Origin of the sequence: Brevibacterium casei CIP 102111 (genome assembly GCF_900169275.1) — a bacterium.
GTDB classification, from domain to species: Bacteria; Actinomycetota; Actinomycetes; order Actinomycetales; family Brevibacteriaceae; genus Brevibacterium; species Brevibacterium casei.
The window spans coordinates 73952-92921 of the sequence record NZ_FXZC01000007.1 but is presented as its reverse complement, the minus strand read 5'-3'; the positions used below and the strand labels follow the sequence as shown (position 1 = coordinate 92921).

At 69.6% G+C, this 18970-nt stretch carries 16 protein-coding genes; 2 read left to right on the top strand and 14 right to left on the bottom strand.

Annotated features, from left to right (window positions below; all coding sequences use genetic code 11):
• Positions 1 to 31: 31 nt before the first annotated feature.
• The gene (dapA, locus tag BC102111_RS15085; protein ID WP_009378486.1) at positions 32 to 955 is read right to left on the bottom strand and encodes a 4-hydroxy-tetrahydrodipicolinate synthase; all 924 of its coding nucleotides are present in this window, start codon (positions 953 to 955) and stop codon (positions 32 to 34) included.
• 128 nt (positions 956 to 1083) lie between these two features.
• Here dapA and BC102111_RS15080 point away from each other — a divergent pair, with 128 nt between their 5' ends.
• On the top strand, positions 1084 to 2391 hold the full coding sequence (locus BC102111_RS15080; RefSeq protein WP_063249006.1) for an ATP-binding protein: 1308 nt from the start codon (positions 1084 to 1086) through the stop codon (positions 2389 to 2391).
• Positions 2392 to 2469: 78 nt separating this feature from the next.
• On the opposite strand, the gene BC102111_RS15075 is transcribed toward BC102111_RS15080, so the two are convergent.
• The 3 genes from BC102111_RS15075 to ypfJ form a co-directional block, all read right to left on the bottom strand.
• Positions 2470 to 3102 carry a TetR/AcrR family transcriptional regulator gene (locus tag BC102111_RS15075; protein ID WP_009378480.1) on the bottom strand — a complete coding sequence of 211 codons (633 nt, stop codon included), beginning with the start codon at positions 3100 to 3102 and terminating at the stop codon, positions 2470 to 2472.
• The gene (locus tag BC102111_RS15070; protein WP_063249007.1) at positions 3099 to 5078 is read right to left on the bottom strand and encodes an oxidoreductase; all 1980 of its coding nucleotides are present in this window, start codon (positions 5076 to 5078) and stop codon (positions 3099 to 3101) included. Before BC102111_RS15070 ends, BC102111_RS15075 begins: the two co-directional genes overlap by 4 nt.
• 161 nt (positions 5079 to 5239) lie before the next feature.
• Positions 5240 to 6118, bottom strand: a complete 879-nt coding sequence (ypfJ, locus tag BC102111_RS15065) for a KPN_02809 family neutral zinc metallopeptidase (RefSeq protein ID WP_063249008.1) — start codon at positions 6116 to 6118, stop codon at positions 5240 to 5242.
• A 56-nt stretch (positions 6119 to 6174) separates the two neighbouring features.
• Here ypfJ and BC102111_RS15060 point away from each other — a divergent pair, with 56 nt between their 5' ends.
• Positions 6175 to 7425 carry a heparan-alpha-glucosaminide N-acetyltransferase domain-containing protein gene (locus BC102111_RS15060; RefSeq protein ID WP_063249009.1) on the top strand — a complete coding sequence of 417 codons (1251 nt, stop codon included), beginning with the start codon at positions 6175 to 6177 and terminating at the stop codon, positions 7423 to 7425.
• 59 nt (positions 7426 to 7484) lie between these two features.
• Here the strand turns inward: BC102111_RS15060 and BC102111_RS15055 are convergent, their stop codons facing one another.
• The 10 genes from BC102111_RS15055 to BC102111_RS15010 all read right to left on the bottom strand — a co-directional run bounded on the left by BC102111_RS15055 (position 7485) and on the right by BC102111_RS15010 (position 18891).
• Positions 7485 to 7934, bottom strand: a complete 450-nt coding sequence (locus tag BC102111_RS15055; protein WP_063249010.1) for a hypothetical protein — start codon at positions 7932 to 7934, stop codon at positions 7485 to 7487.
• Positions 7934 to 8674, bottom strand: a complete 741-nt coding sequence (dapB, locus tag BC102111_RS15050; RefSeq protein WP_063249011.1) for a 4-hydroxy-tetrahydrodipicolinate reductase — start codon at positions 8672 to 8674, stop codon at positions 7934 to 7936. Before dapB ends, BC102111_RS15055 begins: the two co-directional genes overlap by 1 nt.
• Positions 8675 to 8889: 215 nt before the next feature.
• Positions 8890 to 9432, bottom strand: coding sequence for a GNAT family N-acetyltransferase (locus BC102111_RS15045; protein ID WP_009378468.1), 543 nt, complete (start codon positions 9430 to 9432; stop codon positions 8890 to 8892).
• 238 nt (positions 9433 to 9670) lie between these two features.
• Entirely contained in the window at positions 9671 to 10297 is a 627-nt protein-coding gene (locus BC102111_RS15040) for a superoxide dismutase (RefSeq protein ID WP_009378466.1), read from the bottom strand.
• Positions 10298 to 10532: 235 nt separating this feature from the next.
• A complete protein-coding gene (locus BC102111_RS15035) occupies positions 10533 to 11699 on the bottom strand; it encodes an acyl-CoA dehydrogenase family protein (RefSeq protein WP_063249012.1) in 1167 nt (388 codons plus the stop codon).
• Positions 11700 to 11814: 115 nt separating this feature from the next.
• Entirely contained in the window at positions 11815 to 13443 is a 1629-nt protein-coding gene (locus BC102111_RS15030; RefSeq protein WP_063249013.1) for a thiamine pyrophosphate-binding protein, read from the bottom strand.
• The gene (locus BC102111_RS15025; protein ID WP_101624760.1) at positions 13440 to 15578 is read right to left on the bottom strand and encodes an acetate--CoA ligase family protein; all 2139 of its coding nucleotides are present in this window, start codon (positions 15576 to 15578) and stop codon (positions 13440 to 13442) included. Before BC102111_RS15025 ends, BC102111_RS15030 begins: the two co-directional genes overlap by 4 nt.
• Positions 15579 to 15585: 7 nt before the next feature.
• A complete protein-coding gene (locus tag BC102111_RS15020) occupies positions 15586 to 16761 on the bottom strand; it encodes a Glu/Leu/Phe/Val dehydrogenase dimerization domain-containing protein (protein WP_101624759.1) in 1176 nt (391 codons plus the stop codon).
• Positions 16762 to 16837: 76 nt separating this feature from the next.
• A complete protein-coding gene (locus BC102111_RS15015) occupies positions 16838 to 17506 on the bottom strand; it encodes a TetR/AcrR family transcriptional regulator (protein ID WP_232252600.1) in 669 nt (222 codons plus the stop codon).
• Between the two features lie 110 nt (positions 17507 to 17616).
• On the bottom strand, positions 17617 to 18891 hold the full coding sequence (locus BC102111_RS15010; RefSeq protein WP_095376487.1) for a M16 family metallopeptidase: 1275 nt from the start codon (positions 18889 to 18891) through the stop codon (positions 17617 to 17619).
• Positions 18892 to 18970 lie beyond the last annotated feature (79 nt).

The following is an 18970-nucleotide window of genomic DNA, read 5'->3' as shown; positions in this document are numbered from 1 at the left end:
CGGCGGTGGACCGAGCTCTTGGGTCAATGCGTTATTCACTGAGGTAACCACTCCTGGTCAGTTGGGCGGTGACGAACGCCGTCTGCTCCTCATCTGCTGGGAGCAGCGGCATCCGGGTACCGCGGTTGGTCAGTATTCCCTGGGCCTGCAATGCGGCCTTCGCCGAGATCACTCCCGGCATGTGGTTCATGAGGGCGTCGACGACGCCGGCGGTCTCGTAGCTCAGCCGCCTCGCTGTGTCGAGGTCGTTGTCGTAGACGGCCTGGACCATCGCCGCGAAGCGGTCGGAGCACACGTGTCCGGCGACGGAGACGAGTCCGAGGGCGCCGATGGCCAGTAGCGGAAGGTTGAGGGCGTCCTCCCCCGAGTAGTAGACGAGGGACGATTCGGCCATCACCGTCTGCGAGGCGAAGAGGTCGCCCTTGGCGTCCTTGACCGCGAGGATGTTCGGGTGGTCGGCGAGTCCGAGGAGCGTCTCCGTCGTGATCGGCACCCCGGAGCGACCGGGGATGTCGTAGAGCATGACGGGCAGGTCCGTGGAGTCCGCCGCCGCCCGCATGTGCGCGGCGATCGCCGGCTGCGTCGGCTTCGAGTAGTAAGGGGTGACGACGAGGAGGCCGTCCGCGCCGGCGGCTGCCGAGCGCTCACTGAGGTCAACCGTGTGCGCGGTGACATTGTTCCCGGTGCCGGCGATGAGCTTCGCGCGGGTGCCCACGGCACCGCGGACGACGCGGAGGAGTTCGATCTTCTCGTCGTCGGTCGTCGTCGGGGACTCCCCCGTGGTGCCGGAGACGACGAGCATGTCGTTGCCGAGGTTCACGAGGTGGTCGGCGACCTTCTCCACGCCCGCCCAGTCGATGGTCCCGTCGTCGTTGAACGGAGTCACCATTGCCGTGCCGACGGTGCCGAACGCTTCGATCGCGGCGGTCGCCGCACTGTCCCCGAGAATCGCCATGGAACCAGGATACCGCCGCCGCCCTCACCTGCGGGGAACCGGTCCAGGCGCGCCGAGGTGGTCGGCTGAGACGCAGATCACATAGGCTGTGCTCACGCCCCGTGACGACTGCACCGAAGGAGAGTTCGATGAGCCGCACACGCATCCGCGATTTCCACGACGACGACCTCGACGGGATCGTCCGCCTCTGGGAGGCGGCGCAGGCCTCCCCCGCCGCCCCCGTCTATTCGCTGCCCGAGGTCATCGCGTCGTGCCAGAACGACCATGCCGTCGTCGCCGTCCGCGGTGAGGAGATCGTCGGTGCCGCCGTCGGCCGGGCCGCGCACGCCCAGGGGTGGATCGTCTTCTTCCATGTCCTCGCCGAGGTGGCCGATGAGTCCGGACAGGGTGAGCACGCCGAGGCGGGGCTGCTTGACGCCCTCGAACGCCATTTCATGCCGCTGGGGCTGGGGAAGCTCTCGATCCTCGTGCCTGAGGAGTCCCCGGCGTTCGCGGGGCTCGAGTCCAACGGCTTCCAGGTCCGCTCGCAGCTGCGCTATCTCGAACGGCAGATGCCGGTGCAGCGGCGCGAGCTCGATCTGCTCCGCAGCGTCGGCGGCCGCATCCTCCCCCGCCATCTGTGGGATGCGGTGAGCGGAATGCAGGAGGAGAAGGACATGCTCGAGGATCGTCTCGTCGTGCCCCTGTCCGAACCCGACCTCGCCGATCACTTCGGTGTCGTCCCACCACGGGCGGTCATGCTCTTCGGTCCTCCCGGCACCGGGAAGACGACGTTTGCGAAGGCGGTGGCCTCCCGTCTCGACTGGCCGTTCGTCGAGCTCTTCCCCTCCCGCCTGTCCGGGGAGCCCGGTGGGGTGGCCGCGGGTCTGCGGACCTCGTTCGAGCAGATCGGCGAGCTCGAGCATGCGGTCGTCTTCATCGACGAGGTCGAGGAGATCGCCTCGAAGCGCGGCGGCGAACCGCCGTCGCCGACCCAGGGGGTGACGAACGAGCTCCTCAAACAGGTCGCGGAGTTCCGGGACCGGGAGGGCCGGCTGCTCATCTGTGCGACGAACTTCGTCCGGGCCCTCGACGCCGCATTCCTCCGGCATGGCCGCTTCGACTACGTCATCCCCATCGGCCTGCCCGACGAGACCGCCCGGCACGCCATCTGGTCCCGCTACATCCCCGACCACGTCATCGGCGACATCGACGTCGACGCACTCGTCGATGCCAGCAGCGGGCTCACCCCGGCCGACATCGAGTACGCGGCCAGACGGGCCTCGCAGGAGGCCTTGGCCGCCTCGCTCGGCAAGGACCGGGTGCCCATCGACGCCCGCACGGACGTGCTCACGACGGAGAACTACCTCGACGCGCTGCGGGCGACCAGGGCGACCGTGTCCGAGGAGACGGCCCGGGAGTTCCGCGACGACGTCCAGACCATCGCCAGGCTCTGACAGCGGGGCTCGGCCAGTGCCGGACTGAGGCCCGGGGCGAGCCGCGTCAGTGCAGCGCTGATGCCAGGGTGAGCCGCGTCACCGGTGAGCCGCCGCTGCGGCGTCGACGCCGAGGAGCGACGCGGCCGTCGCTTCGAGCGACGTGCTCATCCGGTCGGGTCGCAAGTCGGTCCGTCCCGCCGCGACGGCGAGATCGAAACCGTCGATCTGCGCGATGAGGGTGTCGACGATGAGGTCGATGCCGATGCGCGGGGTGAAGGAGCCCTCGGCGATTCCCCCTGCGATGAGATCACGGAGGTGGGTCCGCCACCCGGCGAACACCTCGGCGACGGAATCCTTGAGAACGGGACTGCGGCGGGATGCGGCGACGAGTTCGACCCAGACGATCGCCCGCTGCTCGTGGGACCCGACGGTCGGGACGGCGGCGAAGGTCGACCGGAGCCGCTGCCATGCGGTCCCCGATCCGCCGGAGAGGTCCGCGATCGCCGCGATGACGGCTCGGCTGTGGGCGGAGAACGCCTCGACGAGGAGGTCGTCGCGGGAGGCGAAGTAGTACTGGACCGTGCCGACGGAGACTCCGGCACCGGCGGCGACGTCCTTCATCCGCACGTTCTCGGGTCCGCGCCGGACGATCTCGTCGATCGTCGCCTCGAGGATCGCCGAGCGTCTCGCGGCAACCTCGGCGGGGTCGAGCTGAGGTCGCGGGCTCACGCTCCGACCGCCTCGGTGCGGGAGAGGTTTGTCGCGGCGACGAGCCCTTCGTAGACGGCCTCTTCGACGGTGCGCGGGGCCAGGGCATCGCCGATGACCGTGACGTCCGCTCCCCTGAAGTCGAGGTCCGGGGTGGACGAACGGGGCGCGGCGGAGACGAGGGTCGCCGTCACCCCCGCGACCTCGTGGACGATCTCGCACAGCGTCGACTGGAGGTAGCCCGTGTCCTCGTCGATGCCGACCAGGCGCGCGTCGGCCAGGAACTCGACCCCGGCCCGCATCGCCTGCGAGACGAGCAAGGTGCGCGTGTACTGCTGGATCGCTGCTCCCGCGAAGTTCGCGGCGGTGGCGAGCGTGACGGGCCGGCCCGCCTCGGCGAGGCGCAGCGCGATTCCCAACCCGATCCAGTCGCCCTTCCAGTCGGCGACGAGGATGCGCCCGGTCGGCAGGGTCGGCTCCTCGGTGAGGTAGGTGCGGGCCCCGATGACGAGGGCGTCGTCGGCGATCTCGAGAGCGGGCATCCGCTCGACGGCGCCGGTGGCGACGATGACATGATCGGGGGCGAGATCGTCGAGGACGTCCTGGGTCACCGGCGTCGACGTGCGCAGCTCGGCTCCGGCGCGGGCCGCCTCGGCGGTCAGGTTCGTCGCGGCCCCACCGAACTCCGCCCGGTACGGCAGGGTCTGGGCGAGCAGGACGGCCCCGCCGAGGTGGGGCTTCGCTTCACAGACGACGACGTCGTGTCCTGCTTCGGCGGCGACGGCGGCTGCCTTGAGACCGCCCGGTCCCCCGCCGATGACGAGGACGCGCTCGGCCCGGCGCACGCGCGGGCGGGGCAGGAAGGTGAGCTCGCGGCCGGTCTCAGGGTGCTGGATGCACGAGATGGGCACGCCCATCTGGAAGTGGCCGATGCAGGCCTGGTTGCAGCCGATGCACGCGCGGATCTCGTCGACGGCGTCGCGCGCGGACTTCTCTGCGATGTCCGGGTCGCAGATCATCGCCCGGGTCATGATCGCCATATCGGTGCGGCCTTCGGCGATCGCCGCTTCGGCCTCGTGCGGCTGGTTGATCCGGCCGGCGACCATGACCGGCCTGTCGGTGACCTTCTTCACCTGTGCGGACAGGGTCGTCGCGTATCCCGGGTCGATCTGCATCGAGGGGACGATGTGGACGGCGCCCTGGAGGGTCGAGGAGTCCCCGGCGGTCACGGAGTAGTAGTCGAGACAGTCGAGGGCATCGAGGTGGCCGATGAGGTCGAGGATCTCGTCGGCGACGAGGCCGTCCTCGGTCTTCTCCTCCCCGGAGATCCGCAGGCCGACGACGACATCGTCGCCGACTGCGGCGCGGACGCCCTCGACGACCTCGGTGAGGAAGCGGCGTCGGTTCTCCGGGGTTCCGCCGTAGTCGTCGGTGCGGGTGTTGATGCGCGGGTTGAAGAACTGGATGGGCAGGTAGCCGTGGCTGGCGACGATCTCGACGCCGTCGATGCCGCTCGAGGCGATCCGCGCCGCGGAGTCCGCGTACCCGGCGATGATGTCCTTGACCGTGGCGGTGCTCAGGGCTTCGGGGACGACTCTGAACCGCTCCTCCGGGACGTCGCTCGGAGCGACGGCACGGGGTGCCATGCCCTGGTCGCCGTCCATGACCTCGCGGCCGGGGTGGAAGAGCTGGGCGAAGATCGTCGCGCCGTGGCGGTGGACGGCCTCGGCGACGGCGCGATAGCCGGGGATCGCGGAGTCATCGGTGGCCATGAGGACGTGGTTGGTGTAGCGGGCGGTCTCGTGGACGCCGGAGACCTGGAGGACGATGAGTCCGCAGCCTCCCTGTGCCCGGGCCTCGTGGTAGGCGACGAGGTCGGGGCCGATCTGCCCATGGTCGGCGAGGACCGTGTCATGACCGGATGAGACGATGCGGTTTCGGATGGTCCGAGGACCCAGGGTGATCGGCTCGAAGAGGTGCGGAAAGAGGTGAGACATGGATCGTCCTTGATGCATGCGGGTGCTGACCCGTAATTCATATCACGGTATGGATAACCGCGGAAGAGGTGTCTCGTCTCTGTGTGCCGCGCGGCCAGGGCGGGCTCGCCGCGCGGTCAGGGCGGGCTCGCCGCACGGTCAGGGTCTGCTTCGGGAAACGGTCAGAGCTGGCTGCCGGGTACGGCGAACGCGTCGCAGCTGCCGAGGCCCTCGTTGTAGCCGCTGGTGAACCAGCGCTGACGCTGCTCGCTCGTGCCGTGCGTGAAGCTTTCGGGGTTGACGAAGCCCGACTGCTGTTGGATGTAGTCGTCGCCGACGACGAATGCCGCGTTGAGGGCGTCGTCGAGCTGCTTCTGCGTCGGCGGCTCGAGGTACGGAGTGCCGTTGTCGTCGGTGAGCGTGGTGACGTCGCCGAGCCACGCTCCGGCGTAGCAGTCGGCCTGAAGCTCCGTGCGCACACCGTTGCTCTCCGGTCCGGTGCCGTTGTTCGGGTACTTCTCCATCGTGCCGGTGATGTTCTGGATGTGGTGGCCCCACTCGTGCCCGACGATGTAGAGCTGCGCGAGGTCGTCGGCGGAGGCGCCGAACTGCTGGCGCATGACGTCGAAGAACGACGGGTCGATGTAGACCCCGCGCTCGGGTGGGCAGTAGAAGGGGCCGACCGCGTTCGAGGCTGTGCCGCACTGGGTGGGTGTCTGACCGTCGACGATCGTCAGGCGCGGCGGGGTGTACCCTTCGACATTCTGCGCCCAGTAGTCGTCGAGGACGACCTGTGCGCCGGCCATCCGGCAGTCGGTCGAGCGGTTGGCGTCCTCGCCGGTGTCGCACTGGAGCATCGCCGCTTCGTTCGAGGTTCCCTGCTGCTCGCCGCTGTCGAGCATCGTGCTGCCCATGAGCCCTGTGAGGTCGACGCCGAGGAGGGGACCGATGAGGAAGACGAGGAGGCCGACCACACCGACACCGCCTCCGGCGATCGCCGTATTCCGGCCGCGGCGGCTCGTCCGGTTGGTGCTGATGTCAGCGTTCGGGTTGAAGGTCATGGCAATAAGATACCCAACGTGCCCTGATATCTGGGCAACCATGTGAGAATCGTTCCATGAGCACTCAACCGGCGACCACCTCGGCGGGGATCCTCGCCCGCCTGAGCCCCCACGGTCGCCTCGTCGGCCTCGATGCCGCCCGCGGACTCGCGCTGCTGACGATGATGATCACGCACATCTTCCCCCTCACCGATGAGGCGATGCCGACGTGGGCGACGGTCTTCTCCGGTCGGGCCTCGGCGCTCTTCGCGGTGCTCGCGGGGTGTTCGCTGGTGCTCTCGACGCGGAGCACGCTGGCTGCGACCGGGCGTCTGCGCGACGTCGCGCCGGGTGTGCTCGTCCGAGCGGCCTCGATCATCGTCATCGGCCTGTTCCTCGGTGCGATCACGACGAACCTCGCCGTCATCCTCGTCAACTACGGGGTGATGTTCGGCATCGCCCTCCTCTTCCTCCGCCTGCGGGCCTGGGCGCTGTTCACGCTCGCCGGCGTATGGATGGTGGTCAGCCCGATCGTCTCGATGTGGCTGCGAAGCAGCTTCGGCCTGGAGCCCTCATACCTGCCGATGTCGTGGACCGACCTCGGATCCCTGGAGAACGCGGCACTCGAACTCGTCCTCACCGGGTACTATCCGATCCTCCAATGGATGGCGTACATCCTCCTCGGCATGGCGGTGGCGAAGATCGACATCGGCAAGCACCTCACTGCGCTGTTCGTCGCAGGAGTCGCGCTCTTCCTCATCGGCCGCGGAGCGTCGTGGCTGCTCCTCAACGTCGCCGGCGGCCTGCAGGAGCTCGAAGCCGTCGCCGCGGCCAGCGGCGCCGACCTGACAGCGGCGCTGTACGTCAACAGCTACGGCGTCACCCCGCCGGACTCATGGTGGTGGCTGGCGATCGCGGGACCGCATTCGGCCACGCCCTTCGACCTCATCTCCACCGCCGGCACTTCGCTTGCGGCGATCGCCGTCTGCCAGGCCGCCGCGATTCTGCTGGGTAGGCGGTCATGGCTCCTCGCTCCCCTCAGCGCACCGGGGTCGATGCCGCTGACGGTCTACGCCGCTCACGTCATCCTCGTCGAGATCACGCACCCGTACTTCCAGCCCGCGCCGATGGTCGAGTCGGGCGACCCCGTCAAGCTGACGACGGAGTACGCCATCCATGCGGTGAGCTTCATCGTCTTCGCGATCGTGTGGAAGCTCTTCGTCAGCCCGCGCGGACCGCTCGAAGGGGTGATCGCCTCGCTCGTCAAAGCGGTCAGTCCGAAACGACCGGAGCGAGAGGAGTCCCGCGAGGGGTCCGGCGGAGTCTGAGCCGCGAGGCCTGAGCCCTCGGAAACCTCCGTGCAGACGTCAGTCCCGACGCGCAGGCTTCAGGCCCGGCCAGTCCGCTCCATCGTGATCGCCTTGCGCATCGTCGACCGGGCTCGCCTGCGGTCGCCGCTCGCGTCGTAGGCACACGAGAGACGGAACCATGAACGCCAGTCCTCGGGTGCGGCCTCGGCCTCCGACTGGTACTGGGCGAAGGCTTCGTCGGCGGCCTCCTGGACGATCCGGCCGCCCGGTGTGCGGGGCAGGTCGTCGACGGGCAGGCCGCCCTCGGCTTCGAGGATCCGGGCGAGCTTCTCCATGCGCGCGCCGAAGAGGAGCTCCATGATGAGCGCCCAGGCACCGACGACGGGCAGGACGAAGAGCGCCACCCCCATGAGCTTGGGGACGAGGTCGGGTTCGCGGATGAGGATCCACGCCCGCTGTCCCATGATGACGAAGTAGAACGCCAGGAGGACGGAGACGACGATCGCTCCGATCTTCGCCTTCGACATCAGAGGTCGAGCATGTTCTCGAGGCCGTGGATGATGCCGGTGCGGTCCCCGATCGCGCGGACCGCGGTGATGATCCCCGGCATGAACGCCGAGGTGGAGAACGAGTCCGTGCGGATCGTCAGGGCCTCCCCTGCCGCACCGAAGTGGATCTCCTCGGAGGCGGTCATGCCGAGCTGGCGGATGGCGTGGACGTGGATGCCGTCGATGACCGCTCCGCGCGCACCGTCAGGATCGGAGTCGGTGGCGTCGGGAACGGCTGGCAGGTCGGCGGCCTTCCTGGCAGCGGCGATCCGCTGGGCGGTGTGCACGGCCGTGCCGGAGGGGGCGTCGAGCTTGCGGGGATGGTGGATCTCGACGACCTCGGCGGAATCGAAGTAGGGGGCGGCCACCTCGGCGAAGCGCATCGCCAGCACCGCGCCGATCGAGAAGTTCGGGGCGATGAGCACGGCGGTGTCAGGGTGGTCGGCGAGGAGGTCGCGGAGGCGGTCGAGCCGGTCCGCGTCCCAACCGGTGGTGCCGACGACGGTGTCGATGTCGTGCTCGACGAGGAAGCGGACGTTGTCCTCGGTCGCCTTGGGCACGGTGAGCTCGACGGCGACGTCGACATCGAGGTCGGTGAGCGTTTCGAGCGAGTCGGAGCTGCCGAGCGCGGCGACGAGGTCGAGCCCGTCGGCGTCCTTGACTGCCTCGACGGCCTGCGCACCCATGCGCCCGTGTGCTCCGATGACGGCGACCTTCATGTGCGCTCACTCCCTCTGAGAACCTGCTGTGTCCGGACGCATTCGTCCGCAGGACAGTCTAGCGACTCGGGTTCGGTGCCGTTGTCAGCGATCGAGCCGCGCTCAGCCACCTTCCGGGCACTCGGCAACCTCACGCTGGGTTGCTGAGCGCCCCGGAGGGTTGCTCGGATGGCGGGGTCGACACGAGCAGCACACTCAGCAACCGCGACGTTGCGTCACTGCCGAACCGGGAGGCGGCGACCCGGTGACCGCGGATCGCCGGAGAGGCGGGCGCACACCTCAGTGTCGAAGCGGACGCCGTCATAGAGCAGCTTCTCGCGTTCCCGGCCTTCGACGAGGAACCCGGCAGCCCGTGCGACAGCGGCCGACGCGGGATTGTTCACCCGGTAGCCGAGTTCGAGGCGGTAGACGTCGAGCTCGTCATGGGCGACATCGACGAGGGTGCGCAACGCCGACGATGCAAGCCCGCGACCGCGCGCCGAGGCGGTGAGCCAGTACGAGATCCACGCCGTCGAATGCCGCTGTTCGATGCATGAGGCCATGACATTGCCGAAAAGGTCGCCGTCGGCTTCGACGATTGCGAGCGCCCACCCGGTACCGTCGGCTTTCGCAGCGAGCACGCGGTCGAGCCATTCGCGGGCCCCGGAGATTCCGCGGTCGTCGGGGATATTCGATCGCAGCTCAGCGTCGGCGTTCGCGTAGATGTCGACGAGCGCCTCGGCGTCGTCCGTCGACCACGATCTCACGTGCACGGTCATGGTCTCACCCTAGCGGTGTCGACTCCAGCCACCCTCCGGGCACTCGGCAACCTCACGCTGGGTTGTTGAACGCCCCGGAGGGTTGCTCGAATGTGTGCGGGCAGACCGCGATGGTGCCGCTGGTGCTCCGCAGACACGACGACGGCTCGGACTCCGCCATGGAGTCCGAGCCGTCGCGCGAGCGTGATCGCCACCCACCTCATACCCGGTCGGGGCGAGCGCTCAGATCAGAAGGGCCTCAGCCGAGGAGCAGACCCTTGGTCTGGTTGACCGCGCGGTCGAAGCGGGCACCGGCGTCCTCCCAGTTGACGATGTTCCACCAGGCCTTGACGTAGTCCGGCTTGACGTTCTGGTAGTCGAGGTAGAACGCGTGCTCCCACATGTCGAGCTGGAGGATCGGGGTTCCGCCCTGCTGGATGTCCGACTGCTGGTCGTGGAGCTGTTCGACGAAGAGGTTGCCGCCGAGCTGATCGTAGACGAGCACGGCCCAACCCGAGCCCTGGATCGTCGTCGCAGCGGTCGTGAAGACCTCGCGGAACTTGTCGAACGAGCCGAACTGGTCGTCGATCGCGGCAGCGAGCTCGCCGACGGGCTTGTCGCCGCCGTCCGGGGACATGTTCTGCCAGAAGATCGAGTGGTTGACGTGACCGCCGAGGTTGAACGAGAGGTCACGGATGAGCTTGGGCAGGTTCGCGAGGTTGCCGGATTCGCGCGCCTCGGCGATCTGCTCGACCGCGGTGTTCGCGCCCTTGACGTAGGTCGCGTGGTGCTTGTCGTGATGCAACTCCATGATGCGAGCCGAGATGTGCGGCTCGAGAGCGGAGTAGTCGTAGGGCAGTTCCGGAAGCGTGTACTGCTCAGCCATGTGATTCCTCCTGAAGAGAATTGATGCCCGCCTGGTCCGGCGGCTTCATTTTCGACCCTATATCAGGGCCTCATCTCGAACAACACACCCATCGACCGCGCTATTCCGGTTCTCACGAGAAATGATCGTCGCGCGTCGAGTCGTCGCTCGACGCCTTCTGCCCCGCTCGTGCGCGGGCACAACCCCACCTGTGCCGGATCTCGGCCCCCACCCGTGTGAGGCCCGCTGCCGCGCCTCACACGAGGTTGCGGGAGATGAGCACGCGCATGATGTCGCTCGTGCCCTCCTCGATCTCCTCGAGCTTGGCATCGCGCATCCACTGCTCGACCGGGTGCTCGCGCGAGTAGCCCCAGCCCCCGAGCGTCTGGACCGCCGCCCACGTGCAGAACATCGCCGTCTCCGAGGCGTTGAGCTTCGCCATCGCCGCCGAGGCGGTCACCCGCTGACGCGGCACCGCGGACCCAGCGTCGATCATCCGCGCCGCATTGAGCACCTGCAGCCACGCCGCGTCGATGCGGGCGGACATATCCGCGAGCCGGAACGCCACCGCCTGATGGTCGATGATCGCCTTGCCGAACTGGGTGCGCTCCCGCGCATAGTCACGCGCGTACTCGTACGCGGCCCGCGCGGTCCCGAGTGCCGCCGCCCCGAGGACGACGCGGGAGATGTCGAAGGTGCGCATGAGCCCGTAGAAGCCCTCTCCCTCCCCGCCGAGGCGGTTGGCCTCGGGAACGAAGGCGTCGGAGAGGAAGATCTCCCGGCAGACGATAGCCCGCTGCCCCATCTTCTTCATGGGCGCCCCGAACTCCATGCCCGGGGTGTCCTTCTCGAGCAGGAACGCGGTGACGCCGCGGGAGCGCTGGGCGGGGTCGGTCTTGGCGAAGACGACGTAGAAGTCGGCGAGGCCGGCATTGGAGATCCATGCCTTCTGCCCGTTGAGGACATAGCCGCCGTCGGCACGGTCGGCGCGGGTGATGATCGACGCCGAGTCCGACCCCGACCCCGGTTCCGTCGTCGCCAGTGCTGTGAATTTCGGGTCGTCGCCGGTCAGCGGCCGCAGCCACGCCTCCTTCTGCTCGGGTGTGCCGAGCGCGAGGATCGGGTCGGCGAAGAAGCCGTTCGAGCATACGAAGTTCCCGATGCCAGGGTCCCCGAAGCACAGCTGCTCCTGGACGAGGCACTGGGTGAAGACGTCGGTGAATCCGCCGCCTCCGTACTCCTCGGGGATCATGAAGTCGGTGATCCCGACCTTCGCAGCAGCCCGGAAGATGCCGACCGGGGACTCGGTGTCGGCCTCGTCGACGGCGCGGGCAGCGGGTCGGATCTCCTCGGCGGCGAAGGACCGGCAGAGGTCGATGACGTCGCGCTGCTCGTCGCTGAGCGGCCAGGGGGTGTAGCTCATGGTTCTCCTTCGTCTCGCCCGGTCGGCGGGCGGTCGATCGTGGGGTCGGGGTCGGCCGGGGTGGGTCGCCTTGGGTCAGGGTCGGTCGTTGCGGGTCAGGGTCAGCCGGTACGGGTCAGGGTCCGAGCATGTCCGCGGCGGCGCGGGAGTCCTCGAACAGGTGGATGAGGGTGGGACCGGGACGCTCGACCGCCTCGGCGAGGGCGGCGGCGAGCTCCTCGGCACTCTCGACGTGGACGCCGTGGGCACCCATCGCCGTCGCGAGCGCCGGGAAGTCGGGGGCGGTGAGGACGACGCCGGACGGGACGTCGCCCCTGTCGGCCATCTCATTGCGGATCTCCCCATAGCCGCCGTTGTCGACGATGACGAGGGTGAGCGAAACCTGCGCCTGGACTGCGGCGGAGAGCTCGGCGATCGTGAACATCGACCCGCCGTCGCCTTCGACGGCGATGACACGCGACTCGGGGGCTGCGATCTTCGCCCCGATCCCCGCGGGCAGCCCGTAGCCGAGGGTGCCGGCACCGGCGGGATAGAGGAAACGGTCGCCGTGTCTGGCCCGCCACCCGGTCTGCACGCCGTAGTAGCAGGCCATCGTCGAATCCGCGGCGATGACCACGGGCGACTCCGAGAGCGCGGTGAATGCGTTGAGCCCCTCGCACAGCGGCGCCCAGGGCGCGCCCTCACGGGCGGCGGCGATCGCCTCGTCCCTGAGTCCGACCCGCCACGACCGTGCTGCGTCCGTCGACCCCGCCTCGCGCACCCTTCCCGCCTGGGCCGTCAGTGCGGCGGTCGCCTCCTTGGCATCGGCGACGATCGGGTGGGTGACGACGGCGTTCCTCAGCATCTGCATCTCGTCGATGTCGATGCGCACGACGGTGCCGGGCAGGGGCAGTGGCTGGGGCCAGAAGTCGCTCGGCGCGAGTTCGGTGCCGATCGCGACGACGGCGTCGGCCTGCCCGAGGATCTCCGGCAGCTCCGGGAGGAACCCGATCGCCCCGAGCACGACCGGATGGTCATCGGCGACGGCGCCCTTCGCGTTCGACGAGAGGACGATCCCCGCCCCGAGCGCCTCGGCGAGGTCGATGACCTCCTCCCCCGCCCCGTGGGCCCCGGCCCCGACGATGAGGAGAGGATGCTGGGAGTCGGCGAGCGCCTCGGCGGCGGACTCGATCGCGGACACGCTCACCTGCGGCAGCGGACGGGTCACGGACGGGTGGAGGACGCCGGGGCCGCTCGCCTCGATGAGGTCGAGGGGGATCTCGATGAACGCCGGCCGCGGCCGTCCCGAGCGCATCACGGTGAGCGCCTGACCGACGGCGAGGGAGACCTCGGGCACGCTCGTCACCCGGTGGCTGTCACCGAGGATCGCCTCGATCGCGAGCGCCTGGTTGCGCACCTCGTGGAGGAGTCCGGTGCCGCGGCCGGGGTGGGTCAGCGGCATGCCGGGGCCGATGAGGAGGACGGGGACGGAGTCGGTGAACGACTGGAGCAGCGCGGTGAGCGCGTTGAGCACGGCTGGGCCCGTGGTGGTGACGACGACCGCGATGTCGCCGGTGGTCCGGGCCGCACCGTCGGCCATGTACCCCGCCCCCTGCTCGTGGCGCGGGGAGACGATGTCGATGCCCTCGGCGCTCAGCTGCGCAAAGACCTCGAGGTTGTGGGTGCCGGGGATGCCGAAGACGCGGGTGACGCCCTCGGCCGCCAGTGCCTTGGCCAGGTGGCCGCCGCCGGTGAGTTCGGTCATGCTCGCATCTCCTCTGAAACGTCGTTCGTGCGGTGGACGGGAGCCGCCGCCGTGGAGGCGGCGTCCTCGCTGCCCGCCTCGGCGTCCTCTCCGGTCGCCTCGGCGTCGTCTCCGGTCGCGGTGAGGACGAGGGCATCGACGGCGATGGCGCCGGATTCGGCGACGCGGACGGGGTTGATCTCGACCTCGGCGATCTCGTTGTTCGCGGCGATGAGCCGGGAGACGGAGACGACGACGTCGACGAGGCTCTCGACGTCGGCCGCCGGCCGGCCCCGCCAGCCCTGGAGCAGGCGGTAGCACGTGAGCTGGGTGAGCATGTCGTGGGCCTCCGCGCGCGAGACCGGGGCGAGCTCGAGCCGGGTGTCGTTGTAGAGCTCGGTCTCCGTGCCGCCGGCCCCGACCATGACGATCGGCCCGAAGTTCTCGTCCTGCCGCCCGCCGACGAGGATCTCGACGACGTGATTGCGTCCGTCCATCTCCTCGACGATGTACTCGCCGGCGCCGAGGCGGGAGACCATGTCCTTGTGCGCTGCCTCGAGTGCGGCGAGATCCCGCAGGCCCAGGGCGATGCCCCCGACCTCGGTCTTGTGCGCAGGCCACCCCGCCTTGAGGACGAACGGCGGGGTGAGCTCGGCGGCACCGACCGCCTCGGCGAGGTCATCACCCTCGGCCACGGTCACGGCACGGGGCACCTCAACACCTGCGGAGATGATCGTCTCGCGCGCCGCCGAGTACCCGCGGCCCCACGGGGTGACGGTGCCCGAGAGCTCGAACGCCTCGGCGATCCGCCCCGCATGGGAGGAGTAGAAGGCGGCGCGGGAGAGCACCCGCATCGTCGTGTCGATCGACCGGTAGCAGGGCACGGCGCGGGCCCACATGTCGGCCACGGCCTGGGAGTCCGCACTCATCGAATGGACGAGCAGCGGCTTGCGGTGCTCCATCGCCGCCCGGCCGAGCTCCTCGACCTCGGCCAGCTCCGCCTCGAGGAGCTCGGGGGTGTTCTCCCCGTAGCACCCGAAGTAGCCGCTGAGGACGACGGCGTCGACGCGCTCGTCGGCGAGGAGTTCGCGCACGACGCGGACGTAGATGCCGAGGTCCGACTCTCCTGCCCCGTCGAGGTCGACGGGGTTCTCGACGTGCCCGGCCTCGGGTAGGAGCGCCTCGACGCGGGCGCGCACGGGCTCGGCTACGGGGTCGACGGTGAGCCCGTGAAGTTCGGCGATGTCCGCGGCGATCGCCCCTTGACCGCCGGAGTCGGAGACGATGCCGACCCGACGCCCGCCGGGCAGCCACGACGAGGCGAAGAAGCCGGCGAGTTCGACGATCTCCGAGGGCGAAGCGAGGCGGATCGCGCCGGCCTTCCGGCACGCGGCGTCGACGGCATCGATCGCCGAGGTGAGCGAGCCCGTGTGCGAGCGCGCGAGTCGCTGTCCCGCATTCGACGCCCCGGTGGTGAGGATCATCGTCGGCTTCCCTGCCGCCCGCAGGCGCTGCATCGCCGCCACGAGGGCCGTGCCTCCGGTGAAGGATTCGAGGTAGAGCGCGACCTGGCTCGTGTCCGGATCGTCGACGAGGGAATCGAGGATCTCTGCGGCGCGGACGTCTGACTGTCCGCCGATCGAGGCGAAACGGGAGATGCCGAGTCCGCTGCGCGCCGAGAGCGTGGCGATCTCCGAACCGAGCTGTCCGCTCTGGGTGACCACGGCGAGCGATCCCGGGGTGAAGTGCCCCCACGCGAGGAGGAGCTCGTTGGCGGAGTCGACGAGCCCGAGCGACCCGGGTCCGATGAGACGGGCGCCGGCCGCGGTGATCGCCTCGGCGAGCTCCTCCGCCTGCGGAACCCGGGTCGAGATGATGAGGAAGGCGCGCACGCCGAGGTCGAGCGCCTCGGTGACGACGCCCGCCACGGCGGTGCCGGGGATGGAGACGACGAGGAGTTCGGGCACTTCGGGCAGGTCGCGCAGTCGTGCCCACGTCCGCTCCCCCTGGATCGAGGTTGCGCGCGCATTGACGAGGAAGACCCGGCGTCGTTCCGCTCCGGTCAGCGCTCCGGCGGCGAGCCAGAACCCCCACTTCGCGGGGTCGTTCGAGGCCCCGAGGACGGCGACGCTGCGCGGATCGAAGAACACGTCCACGTCGGACCTACCTCCCGCCCGCTGAAGCTGTGACAGCCTCGAGCTCGACGAGGTTCGCGTCGACCTTCCGCTGCGCGGCGGCGCGCGGGCTGATGCCCTCGTCCTTCGCCGTGGAGAGGGCCTCGCTCGTCAGCGCCCCGAGGGTGTCGGTGATGATCTCCCGGCTCTGCTCCCAGCTGCCGTCGATGTCGCCGAATGCGACCCACCACCACCACGCGTTGGTCGCGGAGTTCGCGAGGAAGTCGGGAACGACGACCACACCGCGCGCGGCGAGCAGCTCCTCCGCCTCGGGCAGGACGGGCATGTTCGCGGCTTCGACGATGTACTTCGCTGTGATCCGTCCCGCGTTCTCCGGGGTGATCGCATAGCTCACGGCGGCAGGGATGAGGATGTCGGCGTCGGCGGCGAGCCAGTCGTCGCGGTCGCCGACCTGGTCGCCGGGGCGCAGGGCGTCTCGGGAGACCCCGCCGAAGGGGTCCCGGGTCGCGAGCAGGGTCTCGACGTCGAGGCCCTCGGGGTTGGAGACGAAGCCGTCGGCATCGGCGATGCCGACGACCCGGACCCCCGCCTCGGCGAGGAAGCGGGCGGTGGCCCCGCCCATCGACCCGAACCCCTGGATGACCGCGGTCGCCCCCTCCGGGGAGCGTCCGTCGGCCGCAAGTGCGGTGAGCGCCGCGGTGGCGACGCCGAGCCCGCCGACGAGCTCGTCCTGGGGCATGCCGTCGACGACGGTGTCGAATGCGGCGAGCGAGCGCCTGGCGGAGTCCTCGGGATCGTCCATGAGCTTCTCGACGGCGGCGAGTCCGCTGCCGAGGGCCCGGCGCTCGAGGATCTCGTCGATGTCGTCCTGGCGCACCCCGAGGTCCTCACCGAGCGCCCAGTACGCCCGCATGATCGGGTTGACGGCGACGAGGAAGCGCTCGAGGACGTCCGTGGCACCCTCGGCGCGCGGGTCGAAGTCGATGCCGCCCTTCGCGCCCCCAAGCGGGACGTAGCGTCGGCCGGGCACGAGGTGGATCGCCTCCTTGCGGGTCATCCCTTCGGCGAGACCGCGGACCTCCTCGAGGGTGCAGCCCTCCCGCATCCGCAGCCCGCCGGACGCGCTTCCCCGCACGAGCGTGTCGATGACGACGAATCCGTGGGTGCCGGTGACGGGATCCTGCCAGGTGATGTCCAAGAACATGGGGCCTCCGAGTCTTTAACTGAACCGCGGTTCAGTAACGTCTGAGACCCAGTCTGACGCGCCGGAGGACCGTGCGTCAAGAGTGCGGTGGGAGTGATTCCCCGGGTGCTCTGCCGCCCGGTGCCGCGGACGTGGCATCGCGGGCGAGGAGGGTGTCAGCGAACTCCTCGACCCACGCGAGCATCGTCGCCCGCTCCTCCTCTCCCGGGCCGACCATGAGGCGGACGGAGAGGCCGTCGAGGTAGGCGAGCAGCCGGGTCGCCGCGACCGCGGCAGGCTCCCCCGGGTCCTCGCCGTCCAGGGCGAACTCCCCGGTGGCGACGCCGTCGGCGATGACTCTGGCGAAGACGTCCTGCCATTCCCGGTCGAGGACGGTGAGCGTGCTCTGGATCTCCGCATCGAAGAGCGCCGAGGACCACGCGTCCATCCAGATCGTCCACGCCCGCGTCGACCCGCTGGGCAGGTACCACGCGAGGAGGTCGGACAGTCGTGCCGTCGCCGGGGCGTCGGTGTCGACGATCTCGCGGGCGCGGTTGAGGTCGGACTCGCCGGCGTGGGCGAAGCCGGCCGCGACGAGGGCTTCCTTCGTCTGGAAGTGGTAGATGACGAGGCTCGCGCTCAGGCCGAGGCGCCCGGCGACGTCGGCGACGCGCAGCGCACGCAGTCCGGTCGCCTCGATCTCGTCGACGGTCGCCGCGAGGATCTCCTCCCGGCGCACCGATGCCCGCTTCCGGCCCATTGCCATCCCCTCGACGGATCCTTGCTCAGTCCCGGACGCTGCCGTCCGGTAGCGGGGCGGAGTGCCCCATGAGCGTCCATCGTACTCAACGGTCGTTCAGGCGCGGGACGGTCTGCTCAGATCGCGACGTCGGTGGGAGGTCCGACGAGGGAGAGCGCCTTGGGCTGGCCGAGCAGCTGTCCGGCCATGCCGCTCACCTGCTCCGGGGTGACGGAGCGGATGCGCTCGATGAGGTCGAGCGGAGGTTCGATGGGGATCCCGAAGATCTCGGCCCGAGCGAGGCGATTCATCCGCGCCGCCGAGGATTCGAGTCCGAGGACCATCGAGCCCGAGAGCTGGGAGACGATCTCGTCGAGTTCGCTGCGACTCGGCGCGTGCTGCGCGAGACGGTCCCATTCGCTCAGCGCGAGGTCGAGGACGGCCTGCCCGTTCTCGGGGCTGCATCCGGCATAGATCCCGAACGTCCCGGTGTCGGTGAATTGGCTGGCGGTGGTGTTGACCGCGTAGGCCAGCCCCCGCTCCTCGCGGATGCTCTGGAACAGCCGCGACGACATCCCGCCCCCGAGGAGGGTGAGCAGGACCGAATAGACGAACCGGTCCGGGTGGCCCTCGGGCAGCCCCTCGCATCCGAGCAGCATCCCCAGCTGCTCGGTGTCCTTGGCCGTGTGAGAGCGTCCGGTGAGGAAGTCCGGCCGGGTCCGCGCCGAGGCGGCAGCGTGGGGATGTCCGCCCCCGACGGTCCCCGGGGTGAGGATCTGCGCCCCGCCGAGGCGGTCGGTCGTCTCCGCGTCCCGGGCGACGGTCGTGGCGAAGGCCCCGGTCTCGGCCAGCGCCCGCTCGACCATTCCGACGACCTCGGCGTGGTCGGCTCCCCCGGCGGCGGCGATGATGAGCCGGCGGGGCACGTACGTCGACGCGTAGTGGTCGAGGAGGGTGTGGTGTCCGAGGACGCGGATCTGCTCCTTCGTCGCGCCCACCGGGCGGGCGAGGGGGTGGTCGCCGAAGACGAGGGTGTCGAAGTCCTCGAAGAGGACATCGCCGGGATCGTCGGCGGCCATGGCGAGCTCTTCGATGATGACGCCGCGCTCACGCTCGAACTCGGCGCTCTCGAGGGTGGAGTCCGAGACCATGTCGAGCAGGAGCGCGGTGATGTCGGGCAGGTCGGTGACGAGGCACCGCGAGTAGTAGCAGGTGAATTCCTTCGCCGTGATCGCGTTCGAGTCCCCGCCGGTGCGGTCGAAGGCGGCGGCGATGGCCAGGGCGTCCTTCGTCGAGGTGCCTTTGAAGAGCATGTGCTCGAGGAAGTGGGTCGATCCGGCGGTGTCCGCGGATTCGTCGCGGGAGCCCGCTGCGACCCAGATGCCGATGGTCTCCGAGGCGAGACCGGGCATGTGCTCGGTGATGACCGTGAGACCACCGGGGAGGACGGACCGAGCGATCGGTGCGTCCTCCCCGGTGTGGGCAGACTGG

Bases quoted from the DNA above. Each gene is read 5' to 3' on its own strand.
- BC102111_RS15045 (WP_009378468.1), bottom strand. From the start codon at position 9,432: ATGACCGTGCACGTGAGATCGTGGTCGACGGACGACGCCGAGGCGCTC.
- BC102111_RS15015 (WP_232252600.1), bottom strand. From the start codon at position 17,506: ATGGCAATGGGCCGGAAGCGGGCATCGGTGCGCCGGGAGGAGATCCTC.
- BC102111_RS15035 (WP_063249012.1), bottom strand. From the start codon at position 11,699: ATGAGCTACACCCCCTGGCCGCTCAGCGACGAGCAGCGCGACGTCATC.
- dapB (WP_063249011.1), bottom strand. From the start codon at position 8,674: ATGAAGGTCGCCGTCATCGGAGCACACGGGCGCATGGGTGCGCAGGCC.
- BC102111_RS15010 (WP_095376487.1), bottom strand. From the start codon at position 18,891: ATGCCCGGTCTCGCCTCGGAGACCATCGGCATCTGGGTCGCAGCGGGC.
- dapA (WP_009378486.1), bottom strand. From the start codon at position 955: ATGGCGATTCTCGGGGACAGTGCGGCGACCGCCGCGATCGAAGCGTTC.
- BC102111_RS15080 (WP_063249006.1), top strand. From the start codon at position 1,084: ATGAGCCGCACACGCATCCGCGATTTCCACGACGACGACCTCGACGGG.
- BC102111_RS15020 (WP_101624759.1), bottom strand. From the start codon at position 16,761: ATGTTCTTGGACATCACCTGGCAGGATCCCGTCACCGGCACCCACGGA.
- BC102111_RS15030 (WP_063249013.1), bottom strand. From the start codon at position 13,443: ATGACCGAACTCACCGGCGGCGGCCACCTGGCCAAGGCACTGGCGGCC.
- BC102111_RS15055 (WP_063249010.1), bottom strand. From the start codon at position 7,934: ATGTCGAAGGCGAAGATCGGAGCGATCGTCGTCTCCGTCCTCCTGGCG.
- BC102111_RS15040 (WP_009378466.1), bottom strand. From the start codon at position 10,297: ATGGCTGAGCAGTACACGCTTCCGGAACTGCCCTACGACTACTCCGCT.
- ypfJ (WP_063249008.1), bottom strand. From the start codon at position 6,118: ATGACCTTCAACCCGAACGCTGACATCAGCACCAACCGGACGAGCCGC.
- BC102111_RS15070 (WP_063249007.1), bottom strand. From the start codon at position 5,078: ATGTCTCACCTCTTTCCGCACCTCTTCGAGCCGATCACCCTGGGTCCT.
- BC102111_RS15060 (WP_063249009.1), top strand. From the start codon at position 6,175: ATGAGCACTCAACCGGCGACCACCTCGGCGGGGATCCTCGCCCGCCTG.